Raw genomic sequence first — 26312 nt, forward strand, 5'->3', positions numbered from 1 at the left:
GTACATACTTTTACAAAAAGGTGGTATACTTCAATGAAGAATTTACCTGTTATCCTCATGATTCTTTTTATTGTTTGCGGGTTTTCCCTCCATATCCTTGCCCTTATGAAGGTCTTCCCATTAATAATTAGTATTCCACTTTTCTTTATTGGAATTTTTATGTTACTTTTCTACTTAAATGATAGAAAAAGATTTAGAGGGTTTTAAAGGGATGGTACCCGCGGTACCATCCCCTAACTTTTTAAGATAATAACTGTTCTAATTCATTTAACTTTTCTTCGAACACCTTACAAGCATCCTTGATTGGATCTGCACTTGTCATATCTACACCTGCTTTCTTAAGTACTTCAATCGGGTAATCTGAACTTCCCGAACTTAAGAAATCAATATAGCGTTTAACAGCAGGCTCACCTTCCTCTAAGATTTGCTTGCTTAATGCGGTTGCAGCACTAAAGCCGGTTGCATATTGATACACATAATAATTGTAATAGAAATGAGGAATTCTAGACCACTCTAAACCAATTTCCTCATCGATTACAATATCCTCTTCACCAAAATACTTCTTATTCAAAGCATAATATTCACTTGTTAGTAGATCAGCTGTTAAAGCCTCATTATTTTGAGCTTTTTGATGAATTAAATGTTCATACTCAGCAAACATCGTTTGGCGGAACACAGTGCCTCTGAAACCTTCTAAATAATGATTTAATAAATAGATACGTTTTTGTTCATCATCGATGGTTTTCAATAAATAATCATTTAATAGTGCTTCGTTACACGTTGAAGCAACTTCAGCAACAAAAATGGAATAGTTTCCGTACGGATAGGGCTGATTTTTTCTTGTATAGTAGCTATGGACGGAGTGTCCAAATTCATGAGCCAATGTAAATAAGTTATTCACATTATCCTGCCAATTCATTAAAATGTATGGATTTGTTCCATATGCACCCGAAGAATAAGCTCCACTGCGTTTTCCTTTATTTTCATGAACATCTACCCAGCGATTCTCAAATCCTTCTTTTAAGATTTGTGAATACTCCTCACCTAATGGAGCAAGCCCTTTTAGAACAAGCTCTTCTGCCTGTTTATAAGGAATTTCCATTTTCACATCTTTTACAAGAGGAGTATACAGATCGTACATATGCAGTTCGTCTACCCCTAACACCTTTTTCCGGAGTTTGACGTAGCGGTGCAATAAATGTAAATTATCGTTTACAGTATTAACTAAATTATCATACACGCTTTCAGGAATATTATTGGCTGAAAGTGCGGCATGCCTAGCAGAATCATACTTTCTAATTCTTGCATTAAAATTATCTTTTTTCACATTTCCACCAAGCGTACTGGCAAAAGTATTACGGAAGTTTCCATACGTTTCGTAAACCGCCTTAAAGGCGTCATGGCGGACTCTTTGGTCTCCACTTTCTAGGAATCGGATGTAACGTCCATGAGTAATTTCAACCTCTTCACCATTTTCATCTTTAACAGAAGGGAACTTTAAATCAGCGTTATTTAACATCCCAAAGGTATTACTAGAAGCGTCCATAACTTCACTAGCTTCAGCTAACAATGCTTCCTGTTCGGCAGACAAAACGTGTGGTCTCTGCAGATTAATTTCCTCAATGGCATGCTCATAAAGCATTAATTCAGATTTCTCATTTAAAAATCCATTAACCTTACTTTCTTCTAGGGCAAGAATTTCTGGTACAATGAATGCTAATTGACTACCTGCTTGAGAGTACAGATTTTTCATTCTGTCATCTAATCCCTGGAAAAAGGAATTTGTTGTGTCCTGATCATAGCGCATATGGGCGTATGTATACAGCTTGCCAATCCTTTCAAGTAGCTTATCCTGAAATTGAAGAGCATTATAAAGAGTCTCTGCGCTCTCTCCCAGTTTCCCTTCAAATTCTTTAATTCCTGAAATTTGGCTCTTTACTTCTTTAAATTCTTTTTCCCATTCTTCATCACTAGAAAAGATATCTTCTAATCTCCATGTATCTTCAACAGGTATTTCACTTCTTGAAGGCAACGCCTTTACCGCAGCTTCGTTTGCCATATTTCTTCCTCCATTCAAAAATTATACGAATTACGAAAAGTATTTTAACCTTGTTAATATTCTCCTTTTTTGATGATATTTCCTCTAATTTATTTAGATTTACCCATTATATTATGCCCTAAAGTAATATTTCATTTATTATTTTACAAGTATGGACTTATTTTTTTGATAAATTTCTTCCTGAGTTCTTCCTTTTCCCTGTTAGATTTCGGGATGAAGATTTTATTTTGGAGTTGATAAACAGTCTCGCTTTTTTTCATCAGCAATCCTAGTTTTTCTAGTTGAAGAAAATACTGACTAACTGCATGAAAAGAATTTTCATTCGCAAGTTGTGGAGCATTCCTAATCGCAATCTCTTTATTCTTTATTCTCTGGTTGTAATTTCTTTCTACGTCCTTCAAATTAATAAGGTCATTAGGTGATTTATCCAGCAAAACATCTAAATACAAATAGGTTTGCCAAATAATAGCAGGTGTTTGAATTAAAAGGGAATGGCGGACAGGTAAGCCGATTTCTGAAGGGAGCAAATATAAGTTGAGGTTATGATTATAAATCTCGCGAAGAAATCGATTTCGGTCGCGGCTGGGATGAAGTGACCAGTTAATCGTATTTTTCTCCATTTCATTTGACCATTTAAAGAAGCTTAATTGATTAATTACTTTGGGTTCTAGAATATCTTTAATTTCAGTGTTTTGGATTGGATGTACAGTGCAGTTTGCAATTGCATTTTTTATGGAGTAAGGATAAATCGAACTGAGGATATTAAACTGTTTTTCTTCGGGGCAATAAGAAGGAAGTATTAAATGCCTGTCATTTGTTTTTCTTATAAAGAAATAATCAAAGGCCGACAAGGAGAATACATTACTCCTTTTTGCTTTAATATGCTTTCTGCCTATTATCCAGAGGGGAATGTAATTCTGTTGATAGTAGCCTTGCGTTCGCTTGATAAATATTTCTTCCGTTATCGGTGAGCACTGGTATTCCAATGCGTATTTGTTCCCATCGTAAAGGAACACGATATCCGGACGCTGCCCGATTATAGGATCATAATATTCTAATTCTGCAGGAATTTGTTGTCTATTAAGCCACTGATAGAGCTGTAGTTTTCCTTCTATATGATAAAGCGTTTCTCCTTCATGGAAATCTCTACAAACCGTACCGCTTCGATGGGCAAAATGATAAATTCGTTGATTCCCTAATTTAAGGGAAACAGCTTCCCCACAAACTGGACAAAAAAATTCCTCACTGTTACGTACAATCAATAGCGTCTCTTTCTTATATTCCGTACCTAAGCTAAATATTGTTCCTGATTTTGTTCGTGCCGTTAACAAATGGATACCTACCTCCTTTTGCTTCTTAGATTCGTGTTACCTAACAAGAAATCCTTTTATAGATAAAAATAAAACTCGTCATTATGACGAGTTTGTGAACTTAAAGTAGCGGTGAAAGTAACCGCGCTGTTGACTCAAGTAACCGTAAGCCAATATGTCTTTTCCTAAATGAGGTTAATTCTAGCTGCTTCGCATATTCTAGGTCATTTAGATATTCTGCCACAAGCTTTTGAGTACTTTTTGTTCGAAATAAAAAAGCATTTACTTCGAAATTCAAATGAAAACTACGCATATCCATATTGGAGGTTCCAATGGAAGCAAGCTCATGGTCGACAATCACGATTTTACTATGCATGAACCCACGTTCATATTCGTAAACCTTAACACCTGCCTCAAGAAGCTCTGGAAAATAGGACCTTGAAGCATGAAAGACAATTCGTTTGTCAGGTCGGTTAGGAACAAGTAATCTTACATCAATGCCACTAAGGGCAGCAACCTTAATGGCAGAAAAGATATCTTCATCAGGGATAAAGTATGGTGAGGCAATCCAAACAGATTCTTTTGCCGATGTTATCATCGAGAAAAAAATATTTTTAATAACGCTCCATTCATTATCCGGACCACCAGCAATCAACTGCACTCCCCCATGATTTTTTTCATCAATTTGCGGGGACAAATATTCCGCTGTTAAAAAACTATGGTTGGTCGTGTAATACCAGTCTTGTAAAAAAATTAACTGTAGTGAGCGAACTGCTTCCCCTCTTAACATCAAATGGGTATCTCGCCAGAAACCATAGGTTTGATTTCTGCCAAGGTATTCATCACCAATATTAAGTCCGCCTACAAAGCCAATCATCCCATCAATTACAATAATTTTCCGGTGATTTCTGAAATTAAATTTATTATTTAAAAACGGCAGCTTAACAGGACCGAAACAAACTGTCTCTATCCCACTTTTTTTCAGATCATTAATATATCTTTTGGATAATTGCCAAGAACCTACTGCGTCATATAAGAATCGTACCTTTACCCCTTGCGCAGCCTTTTTGATTAGGACATTCTTTATTTCTTGTCCAATATCATCATCTCTAACAATATAATATTCCATATGTATATGATGTCTGGCTCTGTTCAATTGCTCAAGAATATGATGAAAGGTTTCCTCCCCATTGGTTAATACCTTTGTTGACGTATCAAAGGATATAGGACTATTCCCTAATTTTTGTGCCAAAGAAAATAGCCTGGCTTGGTGCTCCCCCATTAAACTCTGTTTTTCTTCACTTCGCGGGTCATTTTCACCTTCAACCGTTAAAAAAGCTTGTTTATCGAGGAAATATTTCTTCCGATACATTTTCTCCTTACGATAACTCCTTCCGAATAATAGGTAGAAAAAGAATCCCACTAATGGAAAGCTCCCTAATACAACCAACCAGGTAATGGTTTGTGTCGGATGGCGATTTTCCAAAAAAATTACAAATGAAATAAAAATAACTGACAGTGTGATTAAAAGACTCAGAAAACCAAAAATTCCACCATGTAAATACTCCTTAAAGAAAAACAAAAGTATGGATAAAACGAACACAAATAAAACAACCCTTACTGTGTTTTTCAGTCTCATCACCGCCAATAATAATTAATTCAATGTAAAAAATACCGATTTCAAAAATAGAAATCGGCACGTTTATTTAAAATGTTTTCTAATTTCAGCAAAAACATTCATAGAAATTATCTCTTTACCATACTCCTGAATACGATGGATGGTTAACTGTGTTTCATAACCATATTCTAGAAGGATACTTAGGATATCATCAATTTCGTCCTCTTCAAACAAATCTTCAGGAAACTCAGTATATAAATAATATTTATTATTAAAGTTGTACAACACAGTGATTAAATCATCAAGTCCACCACGATTTGACAACATAATGACATCTTCAAAATCTTTGAAAGCAATTAAAAACTCTAAAGACTCATCTTCAGGTAAAAGGTCATCATCATCGCGATGTCCAGGATTGAAATGCTGATCCAATATATCTTCAAAATTGTTATCAACAGACAAATCCTTTAATTTTTCATTTGGAATTGGAAGCTCAAACTTTTGTCCATCCTTTGAAACCTGCGCCTTCGTTACAAGAATTTCTAATCCTTTTTCTAACGCCTGCACTTGAATCCACAGAGGACCTTCCACAACGAACTCTTCCTCTTGATGTACTTCATCCATCATTTCCCAGAAAAGTTCCTCACTCCGCTCCCGATTGTACCAAATTTCTTCACGATCAAAGCCTCGTTCTTCAATATCACCATAAGAGATGTAAAACTTTACTGTATTCTCATTAATTCGTTCGATTTCCATCTTTACCTCTCCCTTCCGTTTCCATATTGAAGGGACAAAATACCCCCAGCAGACAATGCTTTTTAGCAATTTCCCAATGTAGAAGGATCATTATTGTGATGTAAAAAAGTATATAATCCTTGTACTTTCATTTTATGACAAAAGTATTAAATTGGGAAATAAATTTACTCTTAATTGCAAAAACCATTAATTTGCCTATTAATTAGATATTCCTTACATTGTAACAAAATGACACAGAAATCTCAAACTTAATGGAGACAAGAGTATAAAAAAAACCTTCAGAATGAAGGCTTCATCTTTTAATTTAATTTACCATACGCTGCGCTTCTCTTAATTGGAATGTACGAACTCTCCTTGGTAAGAACCGTCTGATTTCATCTTCATTATAGCCAACCTGCAAACGCTTTTCGTCGATGATAATAGGACGACGTAATAATCCAGGGTTAGCTTTAATTAATTCAAATAAATCTTGTAATGGCATTGTATCTAAGTTAACATCTAATTTTTGAAAAGTCTTAGATCGTGTAGAAATAATTTCGTCAGTACCATCTTCTGTCATTCGAAGGATTTCTTTAATTTCTTCAATTGATAATGGCTCAGAAAAAATATTTCTTTCTGTATATGGTATTTCATGTTCTTCTAACCATGATTTTGCTTTCCTACATGATGTACAACTTGGTGAAGTGTATAATGTTACCATTCGTCTCCACACTCCTCTTTTAATTACTATCCAAATCTATTGTAAATCCATCTAAGTTTTTGTTGCTTGTTTAAAATAATTATAAATAAGTAATTTATATCATTAATTATACACCACTGTTTCTAAAAAAGGTATCTCTTTTTCAAAAATTATTGTATGTCAAACTTTTAGCCTATTTTATTAATTTCATTATATTAGACGAATAAAAACCGAAAAAGTTTCATCCTTTCTTTTTCAAAAATATTTTCTCAATTAAATCCCATTAATGAAAACGCATTCATTATTATTTATCGACTTTTATTGTTTTTTTCGTTTCCCTCTTTTAATAATCGCCAAGTTCTTTTAAAATAATTATGAGGGGATTTATACATTACAAACAGTTAATATACCTTTTGAATTGAAAAATGGAGGTTTTATCATGGTTGGGTACATAGCGGATTTATCGATGGTTGCTATATTAATTATTGGTATTACTGCACTTATGGGTGTGATGACCAATGGTTTCGGTGAAAAGGTGTTCGGAGGAAAAAGACGTTCTGAATTCGTTGAACAAAGCGCCAGGTTTCAAACAAAATGGAAAAGCGTTGGTGGCAATAAGAAGAAGTAATGACCCAATGGGGAGCGATTTCATTAGAAATCGCCTTTTTTTATCGGACAAGACTGTTGCAACTTGATTACTATTATGCATTTCATTATAATATGAATAAATAAATTATCGATTTGGCAATGACAAAGAGTAGTACGTATTTTTAACCGATTCAGAGAGTTTGTGGCTGGTGAAAACAAACACGGAAAAATACCGAATGGACTTTTGAGCTTCTTTTCCGAACTTCTATTGAAATAGTAGGAAAAGACGTACCCTTGCGTTATAAGGATACCTGACTATCAAATCAAGATAGTTTTGGAATTGAGTGACTCTTTTGAGTAATTTAGGGTGGTACCGCGAACCATTCGTCCCTATCGTTGTGGGGATGAATGGTTTTTTTTATGGCTGTGTTAATGCTAATGATTGAATTTTGACACTCTGTTGATTGGAGCGGAAGGCACGAAGACTCCTGCGGGAGGACAGGGCTGGGGAGACCCCACAGGCGCTTTAGCGCCGAGGAGGCGGTTAGTACCCGCGGAAAGCGAAGGGCCTGGAGCGGAAAGCAACAGACAAGATTAACACAGCCTTATTTATAGAAAAATAGGAGGATATTGGTCATGAAAACAATTTTTTCAGGAATTCAGCCAAGTGGTACGATTACACTTGGAAATTATATTGGGGCAATGATGCAGTTTGTAGAATTGCAGAATGATTATCATTGCTATTTTTGCATCGTCGACCAACATGCCATAACTGTCCCACAGGATCGTTTAGAGCTTAGAAAAAACATCCGCAGCTTGGCAGCCCTTTATCTGGCCGTTGGCATTGATCCACAGAAGGCTACCTTGTTTATCCAATCAGAAGTTCCAGCTCATGCTCAAGCAGGATGGATGATGCAATGTATCGCCTATATAGGCGAATTAGAGAGAATGACACAATTTAAAGATAAGTCAGCTGGAAAAGATGCTGTTTCCGCAAGTTTATTAACCTATCCGCCTTTAATGGCTGCTGACATTCTTTTATACAATACTGATCTAGTCCCAGTTGGTGAAGATCAGAAGCAGCATATGGAATTAACAAGAGATTTAGCTGAAAGATTTAATAACAAGTTTGGGGATGTTTTAACGATCCCAGATATTCGCATTCCTGAAGTAGGCGCACGGATTATGTCGTTACAGGAACCAACAAAGAAAATGAGCAAATCTGATCCAAATAAGAAAGCTTTTATTACACCATTAGACGAGCCAAACCAAATTACGAAGAAAATAAAAAGTGCTGTTACAGACTCTGAGGGTATTGTTAAATTTGATAAAATCAATAAGCCTGGAATCTCTAACTTGCTTTCCATTTATTCCATTCTTGGTAACAAAACAATTCCAGAGCTTGAAGAAATGTATCATGGCAAAGGATATGGTGATTTCAAAGGCGATTTAGCACAAGTAGTTGTTAATGTATTTGGGCCGATTCAAGAAAAATATAATAACTTAATGGAATCCAGTGAACTAGACAGGATTTTGGATGAAGGTGCTGAAAAGGCGAATCAAGTTGCTAGCAGGACACTTAAGAAAATGGAAAATGCCATGGGATTAGGAAGAAAAAGAAGATAAAAAAAGTCGGTTACGAAAGATCTATAACTATCTTTCGTGACCGGCTTTTTAATTTACTTTAGGTCCGTGCTCCATTTCCCATAGCTTTTCAAAAAATGGCTGACCCTTTATTAAATTTTCACAAAATGTTTCATGTCGTCTAGACCAACCATATTTCGTTTCCTCAAACAACTGCAGCCATGCATTCTCAAAGTTTAATTCCTGAATAGCTAAGTAGCGCTCTGGGCACCATTCAGTAAACCAATAGCGCACTTCTGCTTCGTTCTTAGATGTATGTAATTGATCAAGTGCCATAAATAACAGCTGTTTTAGCTGACGCTCTTTACGCGTAAGCCCAGTCATCAATTCAGGCTCAGGTGATAAAATATGAAAATCCTTATCCACTGAATTCTTTTGAAAATGATATTGTTTTGCCTCATGATTGGCAATCATTTCGTATACTAGCTGCTCTTGTCTCGGAATGAGCCTGCTTTTTCTAATCGGTATCGAGTATCCGATTGTATCAATTACTAGTATTCCAACTCCATCTGTAACTACAAAGCAATAATCAAGTTGAATTCTTTCGTGGTTTTTTCTTAAGTATGCCTTTTGAAAAATATCATCTAGAAGCTGTTGAGGTAATTCTGAGAGATCGTTCTCAATATAGTTAAAGAGAATCGGTTCTACTTTTAACAAAGGAGCTTGGTCTAACAGCTCTACACCGTCATCTTTGCGCCATTCATGAAAGTGGCAGACATTATATCCGTTTTCTTCACCTTCAAACCAATTTACCCATACATCATGAAGATACAACATTGTACAACCCCTCACTTCAAGAAACTGTTTGTCAATCAGTATGGGCAGACATAAGTTAATTTATTCCTTAGATGGAATGTATAAAAAAAAAGCCTATTTTTTCCGGCTTTTTTTAGTAAAGCTATGCTCAGCATATTTCGATGCAGATAGTGTAAAGGATTGTTTTAGAGAATAATGATTATTTTGATAATAATTTTCAACAATTTTAAAACCAGCTGCGTATCCTAGTAATTTGGGTACCCTTCCTGACCCAAATAATAAATCATCGTGTTTCCTTTCACTTTTTTTTAATTCCAAATGGTCATATAAATATTCGTCCCATAAATTTTTCAATTCAGTGTCTGTATACATGTTACACCAGTCAGCTAAATAGTTTCTCCCGCAATGAACTAAAACAGTGTATTCTGCAAGCCCTTCTATAATGATTGAATCCAGCAATGTATAATCTTCGAATCTTTTAGTTTGTTTATTTAACCTGCAAATATGATGGTATTCATGGACAAATAATGCCTCTAACTCTTTCGAGGTTATGCGATTCGAAAGAAATAAAAACATTTTATCCGGGTATGACACTCCACCTTTAACTTTTTCTTCTTGTCTGGAAAAAAGACTTCTATCTTGACCGATTGGAAAAAGGTAGATGGGAATATCTGGACCTCCCCATTTCTTTTTATAAATCTGAAAAATCCATTCCACTTCTTCCCAAACCAAGTTTTCCTTCATCGATTTGAAAATTTCCTTGGTCATTCTAGATGCTCGATACATTCCAAAATCAGTTAATTGATTATATATTTTGGGAGCACTAAGCCCCTTGAAATCAGGGAGCAGCTTTTCGCATATTTTTGTTGGACGATCAAACTCCTCCTCCAGCCATTTATCCGTTCGAATGATGCCCATTTCCTCACTCCATACTTTATCATTTTGTATAATTTATGAATAATATGAAAAGAGGTTCGGGTTTGGTTTTTCCACTATAAAGAAGGCTATGAGTGACCGTAATCTTGTTGAATTTCAAAAAGTGGTCACTCATAAAGGCTATGAGTGACCGTAATCTTGTTTAAATTTAAAAAGTGGTCACTCATGAAGGCTATGAGTGACCGTAATCTTGTTGAAATTTAAAAAGTGGTTACTCATGAAGGTTATGAGTGACCGTAATCTTGTTTAAATTTAAAAAGTGGTCACTCATAAAGGCTATGAGTGACCGTAATCTTGTTTAAATTTAAAAAGTGGTCACTCATAAAGGCTATGAGTGACCGTAATCTTGTTTAAATTTAAAAAGTGGTCACTCATGAAGGTTATGAGTGACCGTAATCTTGTTGAAATTTAAAAAGTGGTCACTCATAAAGGCTATGAGTGACCGTAATCTTGTTTAAATTTAAAAAGTGGTCACTCATAAAGGCTATGAGTGACCGTAATCTTGTTGGAATAGAAAAACCGGTCACTTATAAAGGCTATGAGTGACCGTAAACTTGTTGGAATAGAAAAACCGGTCACTTATAAAGGCAATTGGCACTGTAATCATACAAAAACAGGGAAAGCCTGTCGGCTATCACTCACGGATTTATCAAATACAACCATAAATGTTAACAAAGCCAAAAAGAAAAAGCCGACCAGGATCGTTCCTGGTCAAGCCATTTATCCTTCATATTTTCTAAATACTATCGTTGCATTGTGACCGCCAAAGCCCAGCGAGTTACTCATTGCGGCTTTAATTTCTTTTTGACGGGCAGCATTTGGAACATAATCTAAATCACATTCTGGATCTGCTGTTTCATAATTAATGGTTGGAGGGATAATGCTATCTTTCATAGCAAGTACGGTAAAGATTGCTTCAACACCGCCTGCAGCTCCAAGAAGATGGCCGGTCATTGATTTGGTTGAACTTATTGCCAGCTTATATGCATGCACTCCAAAAACTTCCTTAACTGCAAGCGTCTCAAATTTATCGTTATACCCAGTACTAGTTCCATGAGCATTAATATAATCGATATCTTCAAAATTTAGTCCGGCATCGTTAATGGCCATTTTCATCGCGCGTGCACCGCCCTCACCACCAGGGGCTGGTGCAGTTATATGATAAGCATCACCCGTTGCACCGTAGCCAACAATCTCAGCATATATTTTTGCACCGCGGGCTAATGCGTGTTCTAACTCTTCAAGAACAATGATACCAGCGCCCTCACCGATGACAAATCCATCACGATTTTTATCAAATGGCCTGCTAGCACTTTTCGGATCTGGATTTGTAGAGAGAGCTGTATTCGCACAGAAACCAGCTACCGACATTTTCGTGATCGGTGCTTCAGCTCCACCTGTAATCATCGCATCAGCGTCGCCACGCTGAATTACTTTAAAAGCGTCACCAATTGAATTAGTTCCTGTTGCACATGCTGTTACTGTACAAGAGTTAAATCCTTTTGCTCCAAGAGTAATGGAAACTTGACCAGTTGCCATATCAGGAATCAGCATAGGTACAAAGAATGGACTAACCCTGCGGTATCCTCTTTTTTGAAAGATTTCATATTGTTCTTCAAATGTTTCCATTCCGCCAATGCCGGAACCAATCCACACTCCAACACGATTGGCATTTTCATCAGTAATGGTCAGCTTTGCATCCTCAACAGCCATCAGTGCTGCTGCAACGGCATACTGAGTGAAGCGATCCATTTTTCTTGCGTCTTTTCTATCCATAAAGGATTCTGGATTAAAGTCGTTAATCTGTGCGGCAACTTTTGCAGGATACTCCTCTGCATTCACTCTTGTTAAAGGTCCAATGCCAGATTTCCCTTCAATAATCCCTTTCCATGTCGTTTCAACATCGTTTCCAAGCGGGGTAACCGCTCCTACACCTGTAACCACTACTCTACGCTTTTTCATTTTAGACATCTCCTATCATACAACTTCATTGTATACTAAACTATTTTCCCTTTATTTACCCCATCTAATCGCTATGGCGCCCCAAGTTAATCCGCCGCCAAAACCAACCATAACAATAATATCATCGTCTTTAATTTTCCCAGCCTCTATTTCCTCAACAAGCGAAATCGGAATAGAAGCAGCAGATGTATTTCCGTATTTATGAACTGTCTTTGACATTTTTTCTACCGGAAGCTCAAGCCTTTGTCTAGAAGCCTCCATAATACGGATATTGGCTTGATGAGGGATAAGGAAATCTACATCTTCTTTTGTCAGCCCAGCCTTTTCGAGAACATTAATACAGCTTTCACCCATCTGGCGCACCGCAAACTTAAAGACTTCCCGTCCATTCATGATAATATACTCATCTTGATATAAATGCTTAGCACCAGTGCCATCTGCACCCAATTCAAAGGATAGAATCCCTCTATTTTCAGATACTTCTCCAACGATAACTGCACCCGCACCGTCTCCAAATAGGACTGCAGTGTTTCGATCATTCCAGTCGGTTGCCTTTGAAAGTTTTTCAACACCCACTACCAAAACATGCTTGTAAACTCCAGCTTCAACAAACTGCTTCGCAGTAACGATACCGTACATAAAGCCAGCGCAGGCAGCACTAACGTCCATTGCCGCTGCTTTTTTAGCTCCTAATCGTTCTTGAAGCATACATGCGACGGAAGGGAATGGTAGATCAGGTGTTACGGTTGCAACCAAAATTAAATCGATTTCTTCGGGAGTGATTCCGGCGTCTTCAATTGCTTTTTGAGCAGCGGCAAGCCCCATATCAGAAGTCTTAGTATTATCGTCTGCGATACGACGTTCTTCAATCCCTGTTCGTGTTCGAATCCATTCATCTGATGTATCCATGATTTTTTCTAAATCTGCATTTGTAACTACCTTTTCAGGTAAATACCTTCCAATTCCAACAATTCCAGCGTTCAAGGAATCATCTCCTTATATAAATAATCATTTTTATTATCAATTATTATGACTTGGTACTAATTTTATCAAATGAAAGTATAATTAAGCAACAATTAAATCAACCATACCCCCACTTATGTCCATACCATTTGTTCATAAACTTCATATTCTAAATGGAGAAATCATACAAAAAGGAGGGGCTGGACTATGGAAAAGAAAAGACAGGGTCAAACACATAGTCAGAATGACCGCTTTTCAAAATTTATGTTTGGTGATCGAAATGGGGCTATGCCACATAATCACAATCACCGTGGGGTACCTAATAATAAACCATCAACATTTGATGTAGAATCAATCATAGAAAACATAGTAAAACTGAAGGATTCCTCCCAAAATTTAAAACCATTAATACAAATGGTTTATCCTTATGTAGAACAATTTTTGAAGAAAAAATAAGCTGCCTTGATAATCGGCAGCTTTTTTCTATTAATTACACGGTAAAAATCACCTATTTAAGCGGTGGGCATGGTCTATTTGCATAGTCAACGCAACAGATATAGGAACGGTACTATTAACGATTGATTTGGTTAAATCCTCATCCTTTATTTCTTTAATTCGGTCGTTTATGCCTTGTTTGTTTAATCCAAGGAAGACTGCACATAAATCCCATTGATTATTCTTTCCACTTTGGAGTAGGAATCTTCCCGGCTCCTTGGTTTCGATTATTTCTATTATCGATTTCACTGTATCATCAATAAACAGGGCGTCTCCTGTCTCCTCCCGCAGCCCTTTAAATGCATTCTCCCTATTCATATCAGTTAGAATAGAATGTTGAAACATAAAGGTATCAGGCTGCCACGGTCCAAATATAGTAGGTAAATAGAGCAATTGGATATCTTTATTCTGGGCTCTGGTCCTTTTTATGAAATCATCGATAACAACTTCAGCCTTTGATTCAATTACATTTGATAACAATTGGCTTGGAACTAGAATAACAATTTGTTCCCAATGGTTCTTACTTATTAAATTGATTAACATATCTTCGTTTAGTAAGTATCCTTCCTTATATCGCATATAAAGGTCGTAAACTGAGAGTACAATCGTCTCGTTTTCGTATGAATCATTTGAAATATCCCCTAATGAAATCTCAGTAAAGTTAGCATTTCGTCCGATTTCTAATCTTTTCTCCACTAGAATATCCCCAGTATCCTCTGATTCAATTTGTACTCCCCTGACCTCAATCCCTTCATCAAGTAATGCTTTGCATATATAAAAATTTACAAAGTCAAATACTCCAACAATAACGACCTTGTCCATTACTATTCCTGCCTCCCCATGGTTCTTTAATGAATCCTATGCGGTTTCATTAAGAAATATATCTTTCTAAGGGGAGGATGTATTTATAGCACCTTCTCAAACTGATTGAAAAACTTTTTCATCATATTTCCAAGCTGCTGCTTTTTTTCTGGAACAATATATGTTGGACTAATTTTGGTATTTGTAAATAATTGTTGCAGCTGTTTTGATTGATTATATGATTTACCGCTAAACATAACATGGATAATTTTTATTGGAATATCCCTATCCAATCTAACTTCATCTTCCATATTTTGAAGTTCTTTCTCTAGTGTGACTTGGTCCATCTTATAGGCAGTTGATAATTCTCTCATTAACTTTTTATAGAAAAACTTGTGTTCCTTTTCAAGTTCGATATGTTTCTTTAATGAAAGAATGGGATTTATTAAAACAACTGACCTTAATTGTCCCTTCATCTTCTCCATTAACCTTATGGCAACAAGAGCTCCCATTCCCTCGGCTATTAGATGAACTTTATTATTAAGAATTTCACTTCTTATTACTTGCTGATACAGCCTTTGTGCAAGCTCTACAGCATGATCACTTCCCCAGTTTCGCCCATACAAATTTGAGGAAAATATAGTATATCCTGATTCTTTCAATTGGTTGATAATGGCCAGTTTACCTTCATTCTGAGTCCAAAAGCATATGCTTTCGTCAACAAAATGCCTTTCATCTCCAATTATTAAAATTCCAAAACCTGTGGGCTTTTCCGGGTAATGGATGATATTCCACTGGGTATCCATCTGAAAATTCCGGTTCTCCATCGCTAAATCTCCTTTTACATATTTCCTCAAAATATTGTATGTGATTTCACAAGAGATGAAAGGGAATATAGCCTATTGTATCCTCAAGGAACCAGTGTTTTTATCATTAAAGTGCCGACAAAGGGTGTTTTCAATTTTTGCGTTTATTATTTCAAAAGCATATGGTAATATTATTAGAGATGATAAATAGGGTAGAGGTGAAAGATAGTGCGATATTTTTGGACTTTTTTTTGGGTGTTTGTTTTAGTGCAAATGCTTTCATATGTAGTTAGTTCTATGACAGAAGGTGGAGTTTTCGACTTCAATTCAGGTGCAATTGTTTCTGTTGGTGTTTTCATTTTGATTGTAATTGCAACGGCAGTACTTCCAAATGAACCTGTAGAGAAACACTAAATAGAATTAAGAAAGGTCATCCATAAACTGGATGACCTTTTTAATTACCTTAACCAATAGAGATTGTTAATTCTCCATTTTCAGTTGTAACGCTTATAACAGAGTGATTGTGAACTTTTCCTCCAATGATGGCCCTTGCAAGTTTTGTCTCTATATTTCGTTGGATAAACCTCTTTAATGGTCTTGCACCATAAATAGGGTTGAAGCCATTTACAGCGATGAACTCTTTCGCACTGTCCGTAATTGTTACTTCAATATCCTGTTCCCTTAGTCTACTTTGAAGTTCCTTCATCATTTTGACTACAATATCTTTTATTTCTGTTAACGATAAAGGTTTAAATAGAATCGTTTCATCTATCCTATTTAAAAATTCAGGTCGGAAATGACTCTTTAGTTGTCCAAGAACCTTTTCCCTCGTCGCCTCTGAAATTTCAACTTCATTTTCATTTCGTTCCAGCAAGAAATGAGAGCCAATATTGGAGGTCATGATAATGACTGTATTTTTAAAATCTACTATTCGTCCTTGTGTATCTGTAATTCTTCCATCATCAAGTGCCTGCAAGAGAATATTAAATACCTCTGGATGGGCTTTTTCAATTTCATCCATCAGAATAACGGAATAAGGTCTTCTTCTGACGGCTTCAGTTAGTTGTCCACCTTCTTCATAACCCACATAACCTGGAGGTGCTCCAATCAGCCTAGAAACAGCGTGTTTTTCCATATATTCCGACATATCGATGCGAATCATTTGCTCTTCACTATCAAATAATGCCTCTGCCAGCGCTTTAGCTAGTTCTGTCTTTCCTACCCCTGTTGGTCCTAAGAAGAGGAATGATCCTATTGGTCTGTTCGGGTCCTTAATCCCAGCACGTGCCCGTAAAACAGCATCTGCAACTAATTGTACCGCTTCATTTTGCCCGATTACCCGTTCATGTAATATGGTTTCTAATCGCAGGAGTTTTTCCCGTTCACCTTCAACCAACTTAGAAAGAGGAATTCCTGTCCACCTTGAAACAATATTCGATATCTCTTCTCCGGTAACTTCCTCGCGAAGTAACCGTTCATTATTCAATGTGGCTGATTCAAGCTCCATCAATTCTTTTTCTGCCAATGGAATCTGACCATGACGAAGCTCTGCAGCACGGTTTAAATCGTATTTATCCTCTGCCTGCTGTAACTCTCTTCGCAGTTTCTCAAGTTGTTCCCTTTTCTCCTGCAATTTTTGTATTCCTTGTTTTTCATGCAGCCAAATAGCCTTCAAACTATTTGCTTGATCTTTTAACTCAGCAAGCTCCTTTAGAAGTGACTCAAGCCTTTTTTTACTAGCGTCATCCTGCTCTTTTCTCAAGGCTGCTTCTTCTATTTCCAGCTGCATCACTCTACGTGTAACCTCATCAAGCTCTGTCGGCATGGAGTCAATTTCAGTTCGAATAAGTGCACATGCTTCATCCACTAGATCAATTGCTTTGTCTGGCAGGAAGCGATCGGTTATATACCGATCAGATAATGTTGCTGCTGCCACGAGAGCATGATCATGTATTTTTACCCCATGATGAACCTCAAATCTTTCTTTTAAACCACGCAATATGGAAATCGTGTCCTCTACATTAGGTTCTTGAACAAGGACTTGCTGAAATCTACGTTCCAGTGCAGGATCTTTTTCAATATATTTACGATGTTCATCAAGGGTTGTAGCCCCAATACAATGAAGCTCCCCACGAGCCAGCATTGGTTTTAACATATTCCCTGCATCCATAGCTCCGTCTGTTTTTCCTGCTCCTACAATCGTGTGAAGCTCATCAATGAATAACAAAATCTGTCCTTCACTTTTTTTCACTTCGTTCAATACAGCTTTTAATCTTTCTTCGAATTCACCTCTGAACTTAGCCCCTGCAATTAACGCACTCATGTCTAATGAGAAAATGGTTTTTTCTTTTAAACCCTCTGGAACGTCTTTCCTTACAATACGCTGGGCCAGCCCCTCAACAATCGCTGTTTTCCCTACGCCCGGTTCACCAATTAATACAGGATTATTTTTAGTCTTTCTAGATAATATTCTAATGACATGACGGATTTCTGCATCCCTTCCAATGACAGGGTCGAGTTTGCCTGCTTTCACTTCGGCTACAAGGTCTCTCCCATATTTATTAAGTGCATCATAAACAGCTTCAGGATTTTGTGATGTCACTCTTTGGTTCCCCCTAATTTCCTTAATTGCGGACAAAATATATTCCGCGGTTTTTCCATTTGACCTTAATATCTTCTGCATTTCAGAATCTTTCGTATAGGAAGCAGCTAATAAAATATGTTCAATTGAAATAAAGTCATCAGAAAATTTGGATGCAAATTCCTCAGCACTTACAAAAAGTCGTTGCAGCTTGGATGTGATATATAACTTCCCATGCTCAGCACCGCTTCCTGTAACTTGCGGCTTTTTATCTAGGGCTGACTGTAATGCTTTTTCAACACTTTCCGTTCGGATATCGGCTTTTTCTAAAATAGCTTTTAATAAACTCTCCTCCTGACGAAGAAGTGTTAAAAATAAATGGAGTTCGTCTACCTCTTGATGGTTGCTTTTTATTACTAATGACTGTGCATCCAAAATACCCTTTTGCATTCGCTCTGTCATTCGATTTAAATCCATATTCCCACCCCTTTGACCTTTTTTGACCTATTTGATTCTATTATATACGAGTATGTAAACAAATATAAAATAAAAGCCATCCAAGGGGATGACTTTTTCGAATGATTTAAGGTTTACGCTGGTAAGTCCAAATGCGTTCGTCATTTGACGTTTCAGGAAAGGTGTCTCCTGCTTTTAGCCTTATCTTCTTTGGCTTATTTACATTATCACCTGTATCGCCGACTTCTATATATACACCATTATTTGGTGCCTTTTGTCCTGATCTAAACTGACGATTTTGCCCCATTTTTGTCCCTCCTTTTCATGTACATCATTATTATTTCCATTTAATCTAGGGTCATTAAAGGAATAATTATGAAATTATACCAGCATTTCAATCAGGAGGATTATTTTTGACGATTGTATGAATTTATGCCACAATTATTGATATATATGCTTTGTTAACAATATAATTATAGTATTATCTAGTAAATGAAACCTTGACTGTCATTTATTTAGGAAAGCAAATTAGCGATTTATTTCGCCCCTTTAAAGGTGGTTATACTTATGCAGTCAATAAAAGAAATACCTGTAAAGTTAACACAACTGTTTGATACGGTTCACCATATGAAGAAAATTGAAAAAGGCACTTTTCTGTTCCAAGAAGGTTCGACTGCAAATGAATTATATATTGTCCAAAGTGGAATCATTCAAATTAGCAAGATTATTCTAGATGGCAGGGAACTTACACTAAGAATGTGTTCAAGAGGAGACTTTATTGGGGAACTTGATTTATTTTCTCCAGCACCCAAATATTTATTAAGTGCCCGCGTGGCTGAAAGCGGCGAAGTGGCTGTTATTATGAAGGATGTTCTTGAGGATAAACTTGCCAAGAATCATGAACTCTCGCTTGAATTCATGAAATGGATGAGTCAGCAGTATCGGAAAACACAGACTAAATTTAGAGACCTCGTCCTGCATGGTAAAAAAGGTGCGTTATATTCTACACTTATTCGAATTACTAACAGCTACGGCATAAAAACAAATCAAGGAATCCTTATTGAATTGCCGTTAACGAATCAAGAACTGGCTAATTTTTGCGGAACATCACGTGAAGTAGTCAATCGATTGCTAAGTGATTTAAGAAAAACAGGAATTATTTCGATTGATAAAGGTTCTATTACAATCCATGACTTAGATTATCTAAAGTATGAAATTGATTGTGAGGACTGTTCTACAGAAATCTGTAAAATAGACTAAATAAAAAAATCGGTCACTTGACCGATTTTTTTTACCTCTACTTAAATAATTTAACAAACATATAATCCCCAATTTGTATTTTAACGGAAATATGTTTCTTCTACAGTGATAAAGGTAACATTTTTGATAATATTATTAATTTTTCCCAACAACCTTATGAACAAGTTTTTATTAATTCTTTTGCTATCTCTGTCACCGCAATTTCCTCAGAAATATGAAATAATGGAACTTCTAAATGCTCCCGAACGCCAGCCATTAAATCATTATTCCAGATAATAACTGCCTTAATATTAGTTACCCTGGGTATAAGAGAAAAATCGTTTTCATCTCTAAGAATGAGTAATTTAGGGTACGGCTCCATTTTATGTCCCTCAATCAAGATAATATCTGGGCGAAAAAAATCCATAAATCTAATTTGTTCATTAAGAGTCCAAGTGGAATTATCTGCTTGCAGAACCAGCCTGCCTTCTCCTTCAACCAAAGCAGCAACTGCTCCTGCGTCAAGGTGCTTAGCTGAGTCCTTTTGGGGAACTGTTGGTCTTCCTCCATGCCCATGATGCTTGATGGTAACCGTCTTTATACCTTCATTTTTTAATACTTCAATCAGTTTTAATAAAAAAGTGGTTTTACCGCTATTTTGGTATCCAACTACCTGATAGATTACTGGCTTTACCAAGGCCATTCACTGCCATCTTGGTCTTCAAGCAAGAGAATTTCAACCTCATCACCTGCTTTAAAGCTTCTTGTTCCTCCAGGAAGAATCATCAAGGAATTAGCTCCTGAAAGACTCATAATAATATTGGACTTGTCTAATCCACTTGGTGTCGCACTTAATTTGCCATTTCTAATGGAAAATGCACTGCGTACAAATCTTGTGAATGGGTTAGCTTTGGGAAAATCAACCTCAAGCACCGCTTTTTCTTTTCGAAGGTGAGGAGTAGTAGAAAACAGCATTTTACGAATAATTGGTCGTGCAAACAACTCAAACCCAACATAGCAGGCAGAAGGATTGCCTGATAAACCAAAGAGTAGTTTCCCTTGAAATTGTGCTACTGTCGTGACACTTCCAGGCCTCATCGCAACTTTATTAAATAAAACCTCAGCACCTAGCTTTTCATATATTGCAGGGAGATAATCGAAATCTCCAACAGAGACTCCACCAGTTGTAATAAGAATATCTACTTTATCTAACGCGTTTTTTACTGCTGTAAAGCATGTTTCAAATACATCTGGAAGCTTACCATAATAATGAACAATTGCCCCAGTTCTTTGTATTTGAGCAGCGATCATATGTGAATTACTATTGCGGATTTTACCAGGTACCAATTCTTCATCCACTTCCAGTAATTCTGTTCCAGTCGCAAACAGCCCAATTATAGGTTTTCTAGCAACAGGAACTTGGTGATAGCCAAATGTAGCCAGCATCGCTTGAATACCTGGATTTATTAATGTTCCCTTTTTTACTAAGATTTCACCCTCCTTGGCATCTTCGCCTCGATAGGATACATTGTCCCCCTTATTAAAGCTTCGTTTTATCGACATAAATGGTGTCCCATTTTTGTCATATGCTTTTGCGACTTCAAACATGACAACTGCATCTGTTCCTTCTGGCATCATTGCTCCTGTCATAATTCGAACTGCTTCGTATTCTTTAATTATCTTAGAGGACGTCATTCCCGCACCAATATGGTCAACCACAATAAATTCTACTGGATTATTGATTGAAGCTTCCTTTGTATCTTTAGACCGGACAGCGAAACCATCATAAGGTGCTCGATCAAAATGAGGGACGTCACTCGTAGCAATTAAGTCTTCTGATAAAAAGCGGCCGTAGCTCTCATCGATTGATACATATTCTGTTTTACCATTTAGCTGATATTCCATTATTTTTTTAACTGCATCCCCAATCGGGATTGGTTTTCTTCTTTCTAACAATTCCATCACTCCTGCAAGAAACGAATCAAATTTAAATAAATTAGATGATACATATTTCATTATAAGCCTATCTAAAAGTCACTAATATAGCAAACATCACACCATTAAACAAAAAAGTGTTAAATCATATTAAATGTGTGATTCAGGTCACCCCTTTTTTTTGAGGAATACCTTATCCTTAAGATAGAAATACGAAACTAACAAAAATCTTAGGAGGAAAATATGTTTACTTTCCCTTTTTCTACAAATACATTGGTTAAAGATATCGTGAATGAGCTGCCAAAAACGAGTGATGTTTTCAAGAAATTCAGAATCGACTTTTGCTGCGGGGGTAATATTCCATTATCCGAGGCAATTGCAGCAAATGGATTAAATGAAGAAGCACTGATGGATGAATTAAAAGCAGTATTTGAAAAGTATAGTTCAACTGAAACTGACTTAGAGGTTTGGACTAAATCAGATTCAACTACCATTATTGATCATGTTATCAACCATTATCACCGTACATCTGAAGAGGAATTATTACTACTTAGCCCTTATGTTACCAAGGTTTCTCGTGTGCATGGTGACAGCCATCCAGAGCTTTTAACTGTTTATGAGCTATTTTATGAATTCAAAAAAGAATTAATGGAGCATATGGCTAAAGAGGAAGCAGTTGTATTTCCATTAATTAAACAACTTGCTGATGGTACTGTAGAAAATCGGGAAGACGCTATCAACATGATTGTTGAACTTGAAAAAGAACATGATCATGCAGGCGAAATTCTAAGACAGATTCGAGCCGTAACTTCTGATTACGCTCTACCTTTAGATGCTTGTGGAACGTATCGTTTAGTGTATAAGCGACTAGAAGACTTAGAAGGACTTACATTTATGCACGTACATCTTGAAAATAACATCCTATTCCCTAGATATTTCTAAATATTTAAAGAGGCTGCCAAAACAGCCTCTTTTTTCTATAAAAAACCTCTCTTTCGAGAAAGAGAGGTTAACCGCCTATATAGGACATTTCGATTTTCTTGCGGTTTTTTGCGGATTCTTCTGTTCTTTCATCTGAATACCTGTCATTTCGACCATCCCAAATATTTGTGATTCGGTTTCTTAATTCTTCATCTGTTGCACCGTTTCTCATAAAGTTACGGATATCATGACCATTTCCATTAAATAAACAAGTAAAAAATTGTCCATTTGCAGAAAGTCGAGAGCGTGTACAACTGCTGCAGAATGACTCTGAGACAGAAGTAATAAACCCTACATTAACGTCTGTATTTTTATAATTATATAATTTTGCAACTTCACCAAAATAAGCTGGATCAAGAGCCTCTAATTGATAGTGCTCTTTTAGTAGATGATAAATTTGTTTTTTTGTGATAACATCATCCATTTTCCAGCCATTTGATGAACCTACATCCATATATTCAATAAACCGAAGCTCCAAGCCATTTTTCAAACAAAAGTCTGCCATCGGGATTATTTCCGAATCATTAAGACCTTTTTTAACAACCATGTTGATTTTAACCCTGAGTCCAGCCTTCTTAGCTGCTTCAATCCCATCTAGGACCGGCTGGGTTCCAACACCACGTCCATTGATTTTACCAAACAGTTCATCATTTAAGGTATCAAGGCTTATATTCACTCTTTTCAGACCAGATTCTTTTAATCTATCCGCGAGTTTGGGAAGAAGGACTCCATTTGTCGTTAAAGCTATGTCTTTTAACCCATCAATATCAGAGAGCTTTTTAACCAAAATCGGAAGATCTTTGCGAAGTAGTGGTTCACCGCCCGTAAGACGTATTTTCTCCACACCTACACTAACAAAAGCATTTGCTACTCTTTCAATTTCCTCATATGTCAGCAGCGCACTTCTTGGCAGAAATTCAAAATCATCACCAAATTGATCTGCAGGCATGCAATATTGACAACGGAAATTACAACGGTCAATTACCGAAATTCTTAAATCACGTAAAGGACGATCCAGTTTATCTTTAATAATGGTCTTTTCCATTAATATCAACTCCATTATTTTCAAAAGCGAATTATATAACAAGTGTACCAACTATTTGTAAAAAATACTGTTACTTTATTCACTATCTTAACATTTCTTTTGACATTTTTTAACGTACCTATTGTAGATTTATTAAAAGTTAGAAATTCACTAAAAAAATATCGTCACAAGATAAACGAATTATAATATATTTCTATACCTCATTTAAGATATTCCGATAAGTTTTCACTGTATTGTCATTGTTTACTCCTATCTAATGTCAAAACCTAAGTTAAAATAAGACTAACGAATCCAGAAAAAGAGTCTAAGACAAACTATGGCTTTGAGGTGAAAAAAATGTTAGCTAAAATAAAACCTACCCATTCAATAGAAATAAAAGAATTACTCAAATTCGCAGATCGGAAAATTAAAAGTGAAAGAGGAACCTATTTATTTCAAGAAGGAATGCTCGCCGAAGAACTTTATATTATTGTTTCTGGTAAAGTTCAAATCAGTAAAATTACTTCAGATGGACGTGAACTTTCGTTAAGAATATGTGGAGAAAATGATATTTGTGGAGAATTAACGCTTTTTACTGACAATCCAAGATATTTATTAAGTGCAAAAATCTTAGAGGAAGGTGAGATCGTTGCCATCAAAAAAGATGTGATTGAAAGTGAAATTTTCCAAAATAGTAAGCTTGCTTTCGAGTTTATGAAATGGATGAGTGACCATTTCCGTAAAACACAGACAAAATTTCGTGACCTAGTCTTAAATGGAAAACGAGGAGCACTTTTCTCTACGTTAATTCGAATGTCTAATAGCTATGGTATTCATAAGGAAAATGAAATATTAATTGATTTACCGTTAACCAACCAGGAACTTGCAAACTTTTGCGGAACTTCGAGAGAAAGCACAAACCGTATCCTAAGTGAGTTGAAAAAAGATAAGATCATCAATATTAAAAAAGGGAAAATCTCTATTTTAGATCTTCAGTTTTTAAAAGATGAAATCGGCTGTGAAAATTGTCCAGCTGTATATTGCAGCATTGAATAATAGAATGGAAGCAATCAATCATGATTGCTTCCATTTTTATTTTATTTACTGAACTTGTTTTTCTCTTAATGCTTTTGGGATATAAACGCAGAACGGCTCACTTTCTAAGTAATCCCCTGTCATCGCATAAGCTCTTGACCTAGAACCGCCACATACATGACGAAATTCACATACACCGCATTTCCCTTTGTAGAGATCTGGATTCCTTAGTGATTGGAAAATTGGTGATTCACGATAAATTTCTGCTAACGGCTGTTCGCGGACATTTCCAGCTTTAACTGGTAATAATCCGCTTGGGTAAACATCTCCTATATGTGAGATGAATACAAAACCATTTCCATCATTAACACCTTTTGGTGCTCGTCCAAGTCCATCAATCGATCCTGTTAAGCCTTGTTCTGTTAAGGCACTTAAATAATTGATTTCATCCGTCTTCTCTTTTGCTTCACGCATTTTTTGCTGAATAACTACACGACGGTAATGCTGAGCAGCAGTGGTTTTTATATCGAAAGAAACTCGTTTACTTAGGTCATACAACCATCTAAATACCTTCTCATGCTCAACTGGAGATATCATATCAGATTCTTGGCCTCTTCCTGTTGGGACAAGGAAAAAGACACTCCACAGTACACAGCCCAGGTTTTCAACCATTTTTGCCATTTCATCAAGGTATTCAATATTATATCTAGAAATTACCGTATTAATCTGAATCGGTATTTCTAGTTCATGCAAATATTTTATTCTTTCCATTGTAAGGTCAAAGGAACCTGCTGTTCCCCGGAAGTGATCGTGAACCGCAGCTGTTGGCCCGTCGATACTAAATGCCCAGCGGGAAAGACCAACTTCTTTCGCCTTTTCAATTGCTTCTTTTGTAACATTTGGTGTCGCACTTGGTGTCATGGAAACTCTAACGCCTTTTTCTACTGCATATTTTGCAATATCAAAAACATCTTGTCTCATTAATGGGTCTCCACCAGTAAAGACAAGCATGGGATTATTCATTTCGTATATTTGATCAATTAAGTTCTTTCCTTCATCAAATGATAGCTCGCGTGGGTCCCTTTTATATTGGGCTTCTGCACGACAGTGCAAACACTTTAACTGACATGCACGTGTAAGTTCCCAAATTACAATAAATGGATCTTTATTAAAATCTCGGCCAAAAGCCATATGAAACGCCTCCTAAAACGGCCATTTCAAAACCAAACAGCCTTATTACCTGTATTATATAGGGGATTCCACTATGGATAAGTGAACTACCTCACATTACCTACAAAATTATATGTCCACTTTGTGAAGTCAAAAAAAACAGCAGAAATTCTGCTGTTCTAGGATATAGTTATAACCTCATATTTAGCTGATAAGTTAATAAAATCAGCCATTCCGCTAATTTTACCGACCGTTAATTTTTCTTCCACTTTATAATGGTCAACACAAGTTTTACAGGCTAAGATTTCTACACCTTTTTCTTCAAGCTCTTTTAAATGAACAGATACGAAGGAATCTTCGGTCATAGTCAGCACACCGCTGTTCATACAAAATACAGCTGCAGGAAGTTCTTCTCTTTGTTTCATTAAGGTAAAATAGGTTTCAAGTATGTTTTCACCTAGAACTTGGTCACCACGGCCTAGTTGGTTTGAACTAACTAAAATTATCTTGTTTTTCAT

Annotated in this window: 25 protein-coding genes and 1 other annotated feature; of the genes, 7 read left to right on the plus strand and 18 right to left on the minus strand. The window is 36.3% G+C overall.

From position 1 onward, the window contains the following. Positions 1 to 241: 241 nt before the first annotated feature. The 5 genes from pepF to spxA all read right to left on the minus strand — a co-directional run bounded on the left by pepF (position 242) and on the right by spxA (position 6443). Positions 242 to 2059: an oligoendopeptidase F gene (pepF, locus tag TR08_RS15860; protein WP_045519737.1), complete on the minus strand. Its 1818-nt coding sequence runs from the start codon at positions 2057 to 2059 to the stop codon at positions 242 to 244. Between the two features lie 143 nt (positions 2060 to 2202). After that, positions 2203 to 3390, minus strand: a complete 1188-nt coding sequence (locus TR08_RS15865; protein ID WP_045519739.1) for a competence protein CoiA — start codon at positions 3388 to 3390, stop codon at positions 2203 to 2205. A 100-nt stretch (positions 3391 to 3490) separates the two neighbouring features. Next, on the minus strand, positions 3491 to 5002 hold the full coding sequence (cls, locus tag TR08_RS15870) for a cardiolipin synthase (RefSeq protein WP_045519950.1): 1512 nt from the start codon (positions 5000 to 5002) through the stop codon (positions 3491 to 3493). 69 nt (positions 5003 to 5071) lie between these two features. After that, the gene (mecA, locus tag TR08_RS15875; RefSeq protein ID WP_045519741.1) at positions 5072 to 5743 is read right to left on the minus strand and encodes an adaptor protein MecA; all 672 of its coding nucleotides are present in this window, start codon (positions 5741 to 5743) and stop codon (positions 5072 to 5074) included. Between the two features lie 304 nt (positions 5744 to 6047). Then, entirely contained in the window at positions 6048 to 6443 is a 396-nt protein-coding gene (spxA, locus tag TR08_RS15880; protein ID WP_045519743.1) for a transcriptional regulator SpxA, read from the minus strand. Positions 6444 to 6861: 418 nt separating this feature from the next. Here spxA and TR08_RS15885 point away from each other — a divergent pair, with 418 nt between their 5' ends. Further along, a complete protein-coding gene (locus TR08_RS15885) occupies positions 6862 to 7050 on the plus strand; it encodes a hypothetical protein (protein WP_045519750.1) in 189 nt (62 codons plus the stop codon). Between the two features lie 110 nt (positions 7051 to 7160). After that, positions 7161 to 7405 (plus strand) — a binding site (T-box leader). A 241-nt stretch (positions 7406 to 7646) separates the two neighbouring features. Next, on the plus strand, positions 7647 to 8636 hold the full coding sequence (gene trpS / locus TR08_RS15890) for a tryptophan--tRNA ligase (RefSeq protein WP_045519752.1): 990 nt from the start codon (positions 7647 to 7649) through the stop codon (positions 8634 to 8636). A gap of 48 nt (positions 8637 to 8684) precedes the next feature. Here trpS and TR08_RS15895 read toward each other — a convergent pair whose 3' ends face one another. The 4 genes from TR08_RS15895 to TR08_RS15910 form a co-directional block, all read right to left on the minus strand. Beyond that, positions 8685 to 9431, minus strand: coding sequence for a YjbA family protein (locus TR08_RS15895; protein WP_045519753.1), 747 nt, complete (start codon positions 9429 to 9431; stop codon positions 8685 to 8687). Between the two features lie 93 nt (positions 9432 to 9524). Continuing rightward, complete coding sequence (locus TR08_RS15900) at positions 9525 to 10328, minus strand: DUF2268 domain-containing protein (protein WP_045519755.1); 804 nt, start codon at positions 10326 to 10328, stop codon at positions 9525 to 9527. 738 nt (positions 10329 to 11066) lie between these two features. Then, positions 11067 to 12308, minus strand: a complete 1242-nt coding sequence (gene fabF, locus TR08_RS15905) for a beta-ketoacyl-ACP synthase II (RefSeq protein WP_045519756.1) — start codon at positions 12306 to 12308, stop codon at positions 11067 to 11069. A 51-nt stretch (positions 12309 to 12359) separates the two neighbouring features. Continuing rightward, positions 12360 to 13292 carry a beta-ketoacyl-ACP synthase III gene (locus TR08_RS15910; protein ID WP_045519758.1) on the minus strand — a complete coding sequence of 311 codons (933 nt, stop codon included), beginning with the start codon at positions 13290 to 13292 and terminating at the stop codon, positions 12360 to 12362. Between the two features lie 186 nt (positions 13293 to 13478). On the opposite strand from TR08_RS15910, the gene TR08_RS15915 reads away from it, so the two are divergent. Beyond that, positions 13479 to 13727, plus strand: coding sequence for a hypothetical protein (locus TR08_RS15915; RefSeq protein ID WP_045519760.1), 249 nt, complete (start codon positions 13479 to 13481; stop codon positions 13725 to 13727). A gap of 48 nt (positions 13728 to 13775) precedes the next feature. Here the strand turns inward: TR08_RS15915 and TR08_RS15920 are convergent, their stop codons facing one another. Both TR08_RS15920 and TR08_RS15925 read right to left on the minus strand, forming a co-directional pair. Then, positions 13776 to 14588, minus strand: a complete 813-nt coding sequence (locus tag TR08_RS15920; protein ID WP_045519761.1) for a hypothetical protein — start codon at positions 14586 to 14588, stop codon at positions 13776 to 13778. 83 nt (positions 14589 to 14671) lie between these two features. After that, positions 14672 to 15394 (minus strand): hydrolase, encoded by a 723-nt coding sequence (locus TR08_RS15925; RefSeq protein WP_045519762.1) that lies wholly within the window; start codon positions 15392 to 15394, stop codon positions 14672 to 14674. 207 nt (positions 15395 to 15601) lie between these two features. On the opposite strand from TR08_RS15925, the gene TR08_RS15930 reads away from it, so the two are divergent. Continuing rightward, on the plus strand, positions 15602 to 15787 hold the full coding sequence (locus TR08_RS15930) for a YjzD family protein (RefSeq protein WP_045519764.1): 186 nt from the start codon (positions 15602 to 15604) through the stop codon (positions 15785 to 15787). A 49-nt stretch (positions 15788 to 15836) separates the two neighbouring features. Here TR08_RS15930 and clpB read toward each other — a convergent pair whose 3' ends face one another. Beyond that, positions 15837 to 18431: an ATP-dependent chaperone ClpB gene (gene clpB, locus TR08_RS15935; protein WP_045519765.1), complete on the minus strand. Its 2595-nt coding sequence runs from the start codon at positions 18429 to 18431 to the stop codon at positions 15837 to 15839. Between the two features lie 106 nt (positions 18432 to 18537). After that, the gene (locus tag TR08_RS15940; protein WP_045519767.1) at positions 18538 to 18717 is read right to left on the minus strand and encodes a YjzC family protein; all 180 of its coding nucleotides are present in this window, start codon (positions 18715 to 18717) and stop codon (positions 18538 to 18540) included. A gap of 260 nt (positions 18718 to 18977) precedes the next feature. Between TR08_RS15940 and TR08_RS15945 the strand changes: the two genes are divergently transcribed. Next, complete coding sequence (locus tag TR08_RS15945) at positions 18978 to 19670, plus strand: Crp/Fnr family transcriptional regulator (RefSeq protein WP_081954513.1); 693 nt, start codon at positions 18978 to 18980, stop codon at positions 19668 to 19670. A gap of 154 nt (positions 19671 to 19824) precedes the next feature. On the opposite strand, the gene mobB is transcribed toward TR08_RS15945, so the two are convergent. Both mobB and TR08_RS15955 read right to left on the minus strand, forming a co-directional pair. After that, the gene (gene mobB / locus TR08_RS15950; protein ID WP_045519769.1) at positions 19825 to 20352 is read right to left on the minus strand and encodes a molybdopterin-guanine dinucleotide biosynthesis protein B; all 528 of its coding nucleotides are present in this window, start codon (positions 20350 to 20352) and stop codon (positions 19825 to 19827) included. Next, on the minus strand, positions 20340 to 21605 hold the full coding sequence (locus TR08_RS15955) for a molybdopterin molybdotransferase MoeA (protein WP_045519770.1): 1266 nt from the start codon (positions 21603 to 21605) through the stop codon (positions 20340 to 20342). Before TR08_RS15955 ends, mobB begins: the two co-directional genes overlap by 13 nt. A 222-nt stretch (positions 21606 to 21827) precedes the next feature. Between TR08_RS15955 and ric the strand changes: the two genes are divergently transcribed. Then, a complete protein-coding gene (gene ric / locus TR08_RS15960; protein ID WP_045519771.1) occupies positions 21828 to 22526 on the plus strand; it encodes an iron-sulfur cluster repair di-iron protein in 699 nt (232 codons plus the stop codon). A gap of 67 nt (positions 22527 to 22593) precedes the next feature. Here the strand turns inward: ric and moaA are convergent, their stop codons facing one another. After that, complete coding sequence (gene moaA / locus TR08_RS15965; protein WP_045519773.1) at positions 22594 to 23610, minus strand: GTP 3',8-cyclase MoaA; 1017 nt, start codon at positions 23608 to 23610, stop codon at positions 22594 to 22596. A 336-nt stretch (positions 23611 to 23946) separates the two neighbouring features. Between moaA and TR08_RS15970 the strand changes: the two genes are divergently transcribed. Beyond that, positions 23947 to 24645: a Crp/Fnr family transcriptional regulator gene (locus tag TR08_RS15970; protein WP_045519774.1), complete on the plus strand. Its 699-nt coding sequence runs from the start codon at positions 23947 to 23949 to the stop codon at positions 24643 to 24645. Positions 24646 to 24690: 45 nt separating this feature from the next. Here TR08_RS15970 and TR08_RS15975 read toward each other — a convergent pair whose 3' ends face one another. After that, positions 24691 to 25815 carry a TIGR04053 family radical SAM/SPASM domain-containing protein gene (locus tag TR08_RS15975; protein WP_045519776.1) on the minus strand — a complete coding sequence of 375 codons (1125 nt, stop codon included), beginning with the start codon at positions 25813 to 25815 and terminating at the stop codon, positions 24691 to 24693. A gap of 158 nt (positions 25816 to 25973) precedes the next feature. Next, positions 25974 to 26312: a DsrE family protein gene (locus TR08_RS15980; RefSeq protein ID WP_045519954.1), complete on the minus strand. Its 339-nt coding sequence runs from the start codon at positions 26310 to 26312 to the stop codon at positions 25974 to 25976.

The sequence above is a fragment of the Neobacillus niacini genome, from assembly GCF_000759675.1.
Classification (GTDB): domain Bacteria; phylum Bacillota; class Bacilli; order Bacillales; family Cytobacillaceae; genus Neobacillus; species Neobacillus niacini_A.

Coding starts and splice junctions, on each gene's coding strand:
- pepF (WP_045519737.1), bottom strand. CDS start 2,059: ATGGCAAACGAAGCTGCGGTAAAGGCGTTGCCTTCAAGAAGTGAAATA.
- mecA (WP_045519741.1), bottom strand. CDS start 5,743: ATGGAAATCGAACGAATTAATGAGAATACAGTAAAGTTTTACATCTCT.
- spxA (WP_045519743.1), bottom strand. CDS start 6,443: ATGGTAACATTATACACTTCACCAAGTTGTACATCATGTAGGAAAGCA.
- TR08_RS15885 (WP_045519750.1), top strand. CDS start 6,862: ATGGTTGGGTACATAGCGGATTTATCGATGGTTGCTATATTAATTATT.
- trpS (WP_045519752.1), top strand. CDS start 7,647: ATGAAAACAATTTTTTCAGGAATTCAGCCAAGTGGTACGATTACACTT.
- TR08_RS15895 (WP_045519753.1), bottom strand. CDS start 9,431: ATGTTGTATCTTCATGATGTATGGGTAAATTGGTTTGAAGGTGAAGAA.
- TR08_RS15900 (WP_045519755.1), bottom strand. CDS start 10,328: ATGGGCATCATTCGAACGGATAAATGGCTGGAGGAGGAGTTTGATCGT.
- fabF (WP_045519756.1), bottom strand. CDS start 12,308: ATGAAAAAGCGTAGAGTAGTGGTTACAGGTGTAGGAGCGGTTACCCCG.
- TR08_RS15915 (WP_045519760.1), top strand. CDS start 13,479: ATGGAAAAGAAAAGACAGGGTCAAACACATAGTCAGAATGACCGCTTT.
- TR08_RS15920 (WP_045519761.1), bottom strand. CDS start 14,588: ATGGACAAGGTCGTTATTGTTGGAGTATTTGACTTTGTAAATTTTTAT.
- TR08_RS15925 (WP_045519762.1), bottom strand. CDS start 15,394: ATGGAGAACCGGAATTTTCAGATGGATACCCAGTGGAATATCATCCAT.
- clpB (WP_045519765.1), bottom strand. CDS start 18,431: ATGGATTTAAATCGAATGACAGAGCGAATGCAAAAGGGTATTTTGGAT.
- TR08_RS15940 (WP_045519767.1), bottom strand. CDS start 18,717: ATGGGGCAAAATCGTCAGTTTAGATCAGGACAAAAGGCACCAAATAAT.
- TR08_RS15945 (WP_081954513.1), top strand. CDS start 18,978: ATGCAGTCAATAAAAGAAATACCTGTAAAGTTAACACAACTGTTTGAT.
- mobB (WP_045519769.1), bottom strand. CDS start 20,352: ATGGCCTTGGTAAAGCCAGTAATCTATCAGGTAGTTGGATACCAAAAT.
- ric (WP_045519771.1), top strand. CDS start 21,828: ATGTTTACTTTCCCTTTTTCTACAAATACATTGGTTAAAGATATCGTG.
- moaA (WP_045519773.1), bottom strand. CDS start 23,610: ATGGAAAAGACCATTATTAAAGATAAACTGGATCGTCCTTTACGTGAT.
- TR08_RS15970 (WP_045519774.1), top strand. CDS start 23,947: ATGTTAGCTAAAATAAAACCTACCCATTCAATAGAAATAAAAGAATTA.
- TR08_RS15975 (WP_045519776.1), bottom strand. CDS start 25,815: ATGGCTTTTGGCCGAGATTTTAATAAAGATCCATTTATTGTAATTTGG.
- TR08_RS15980 (WP_045519954.1), bottom strand. CDS start 26,312: ATGAAAAACAAGATAATTTTAGTTAGTTCAAACCAACTAGGCCGTGGT.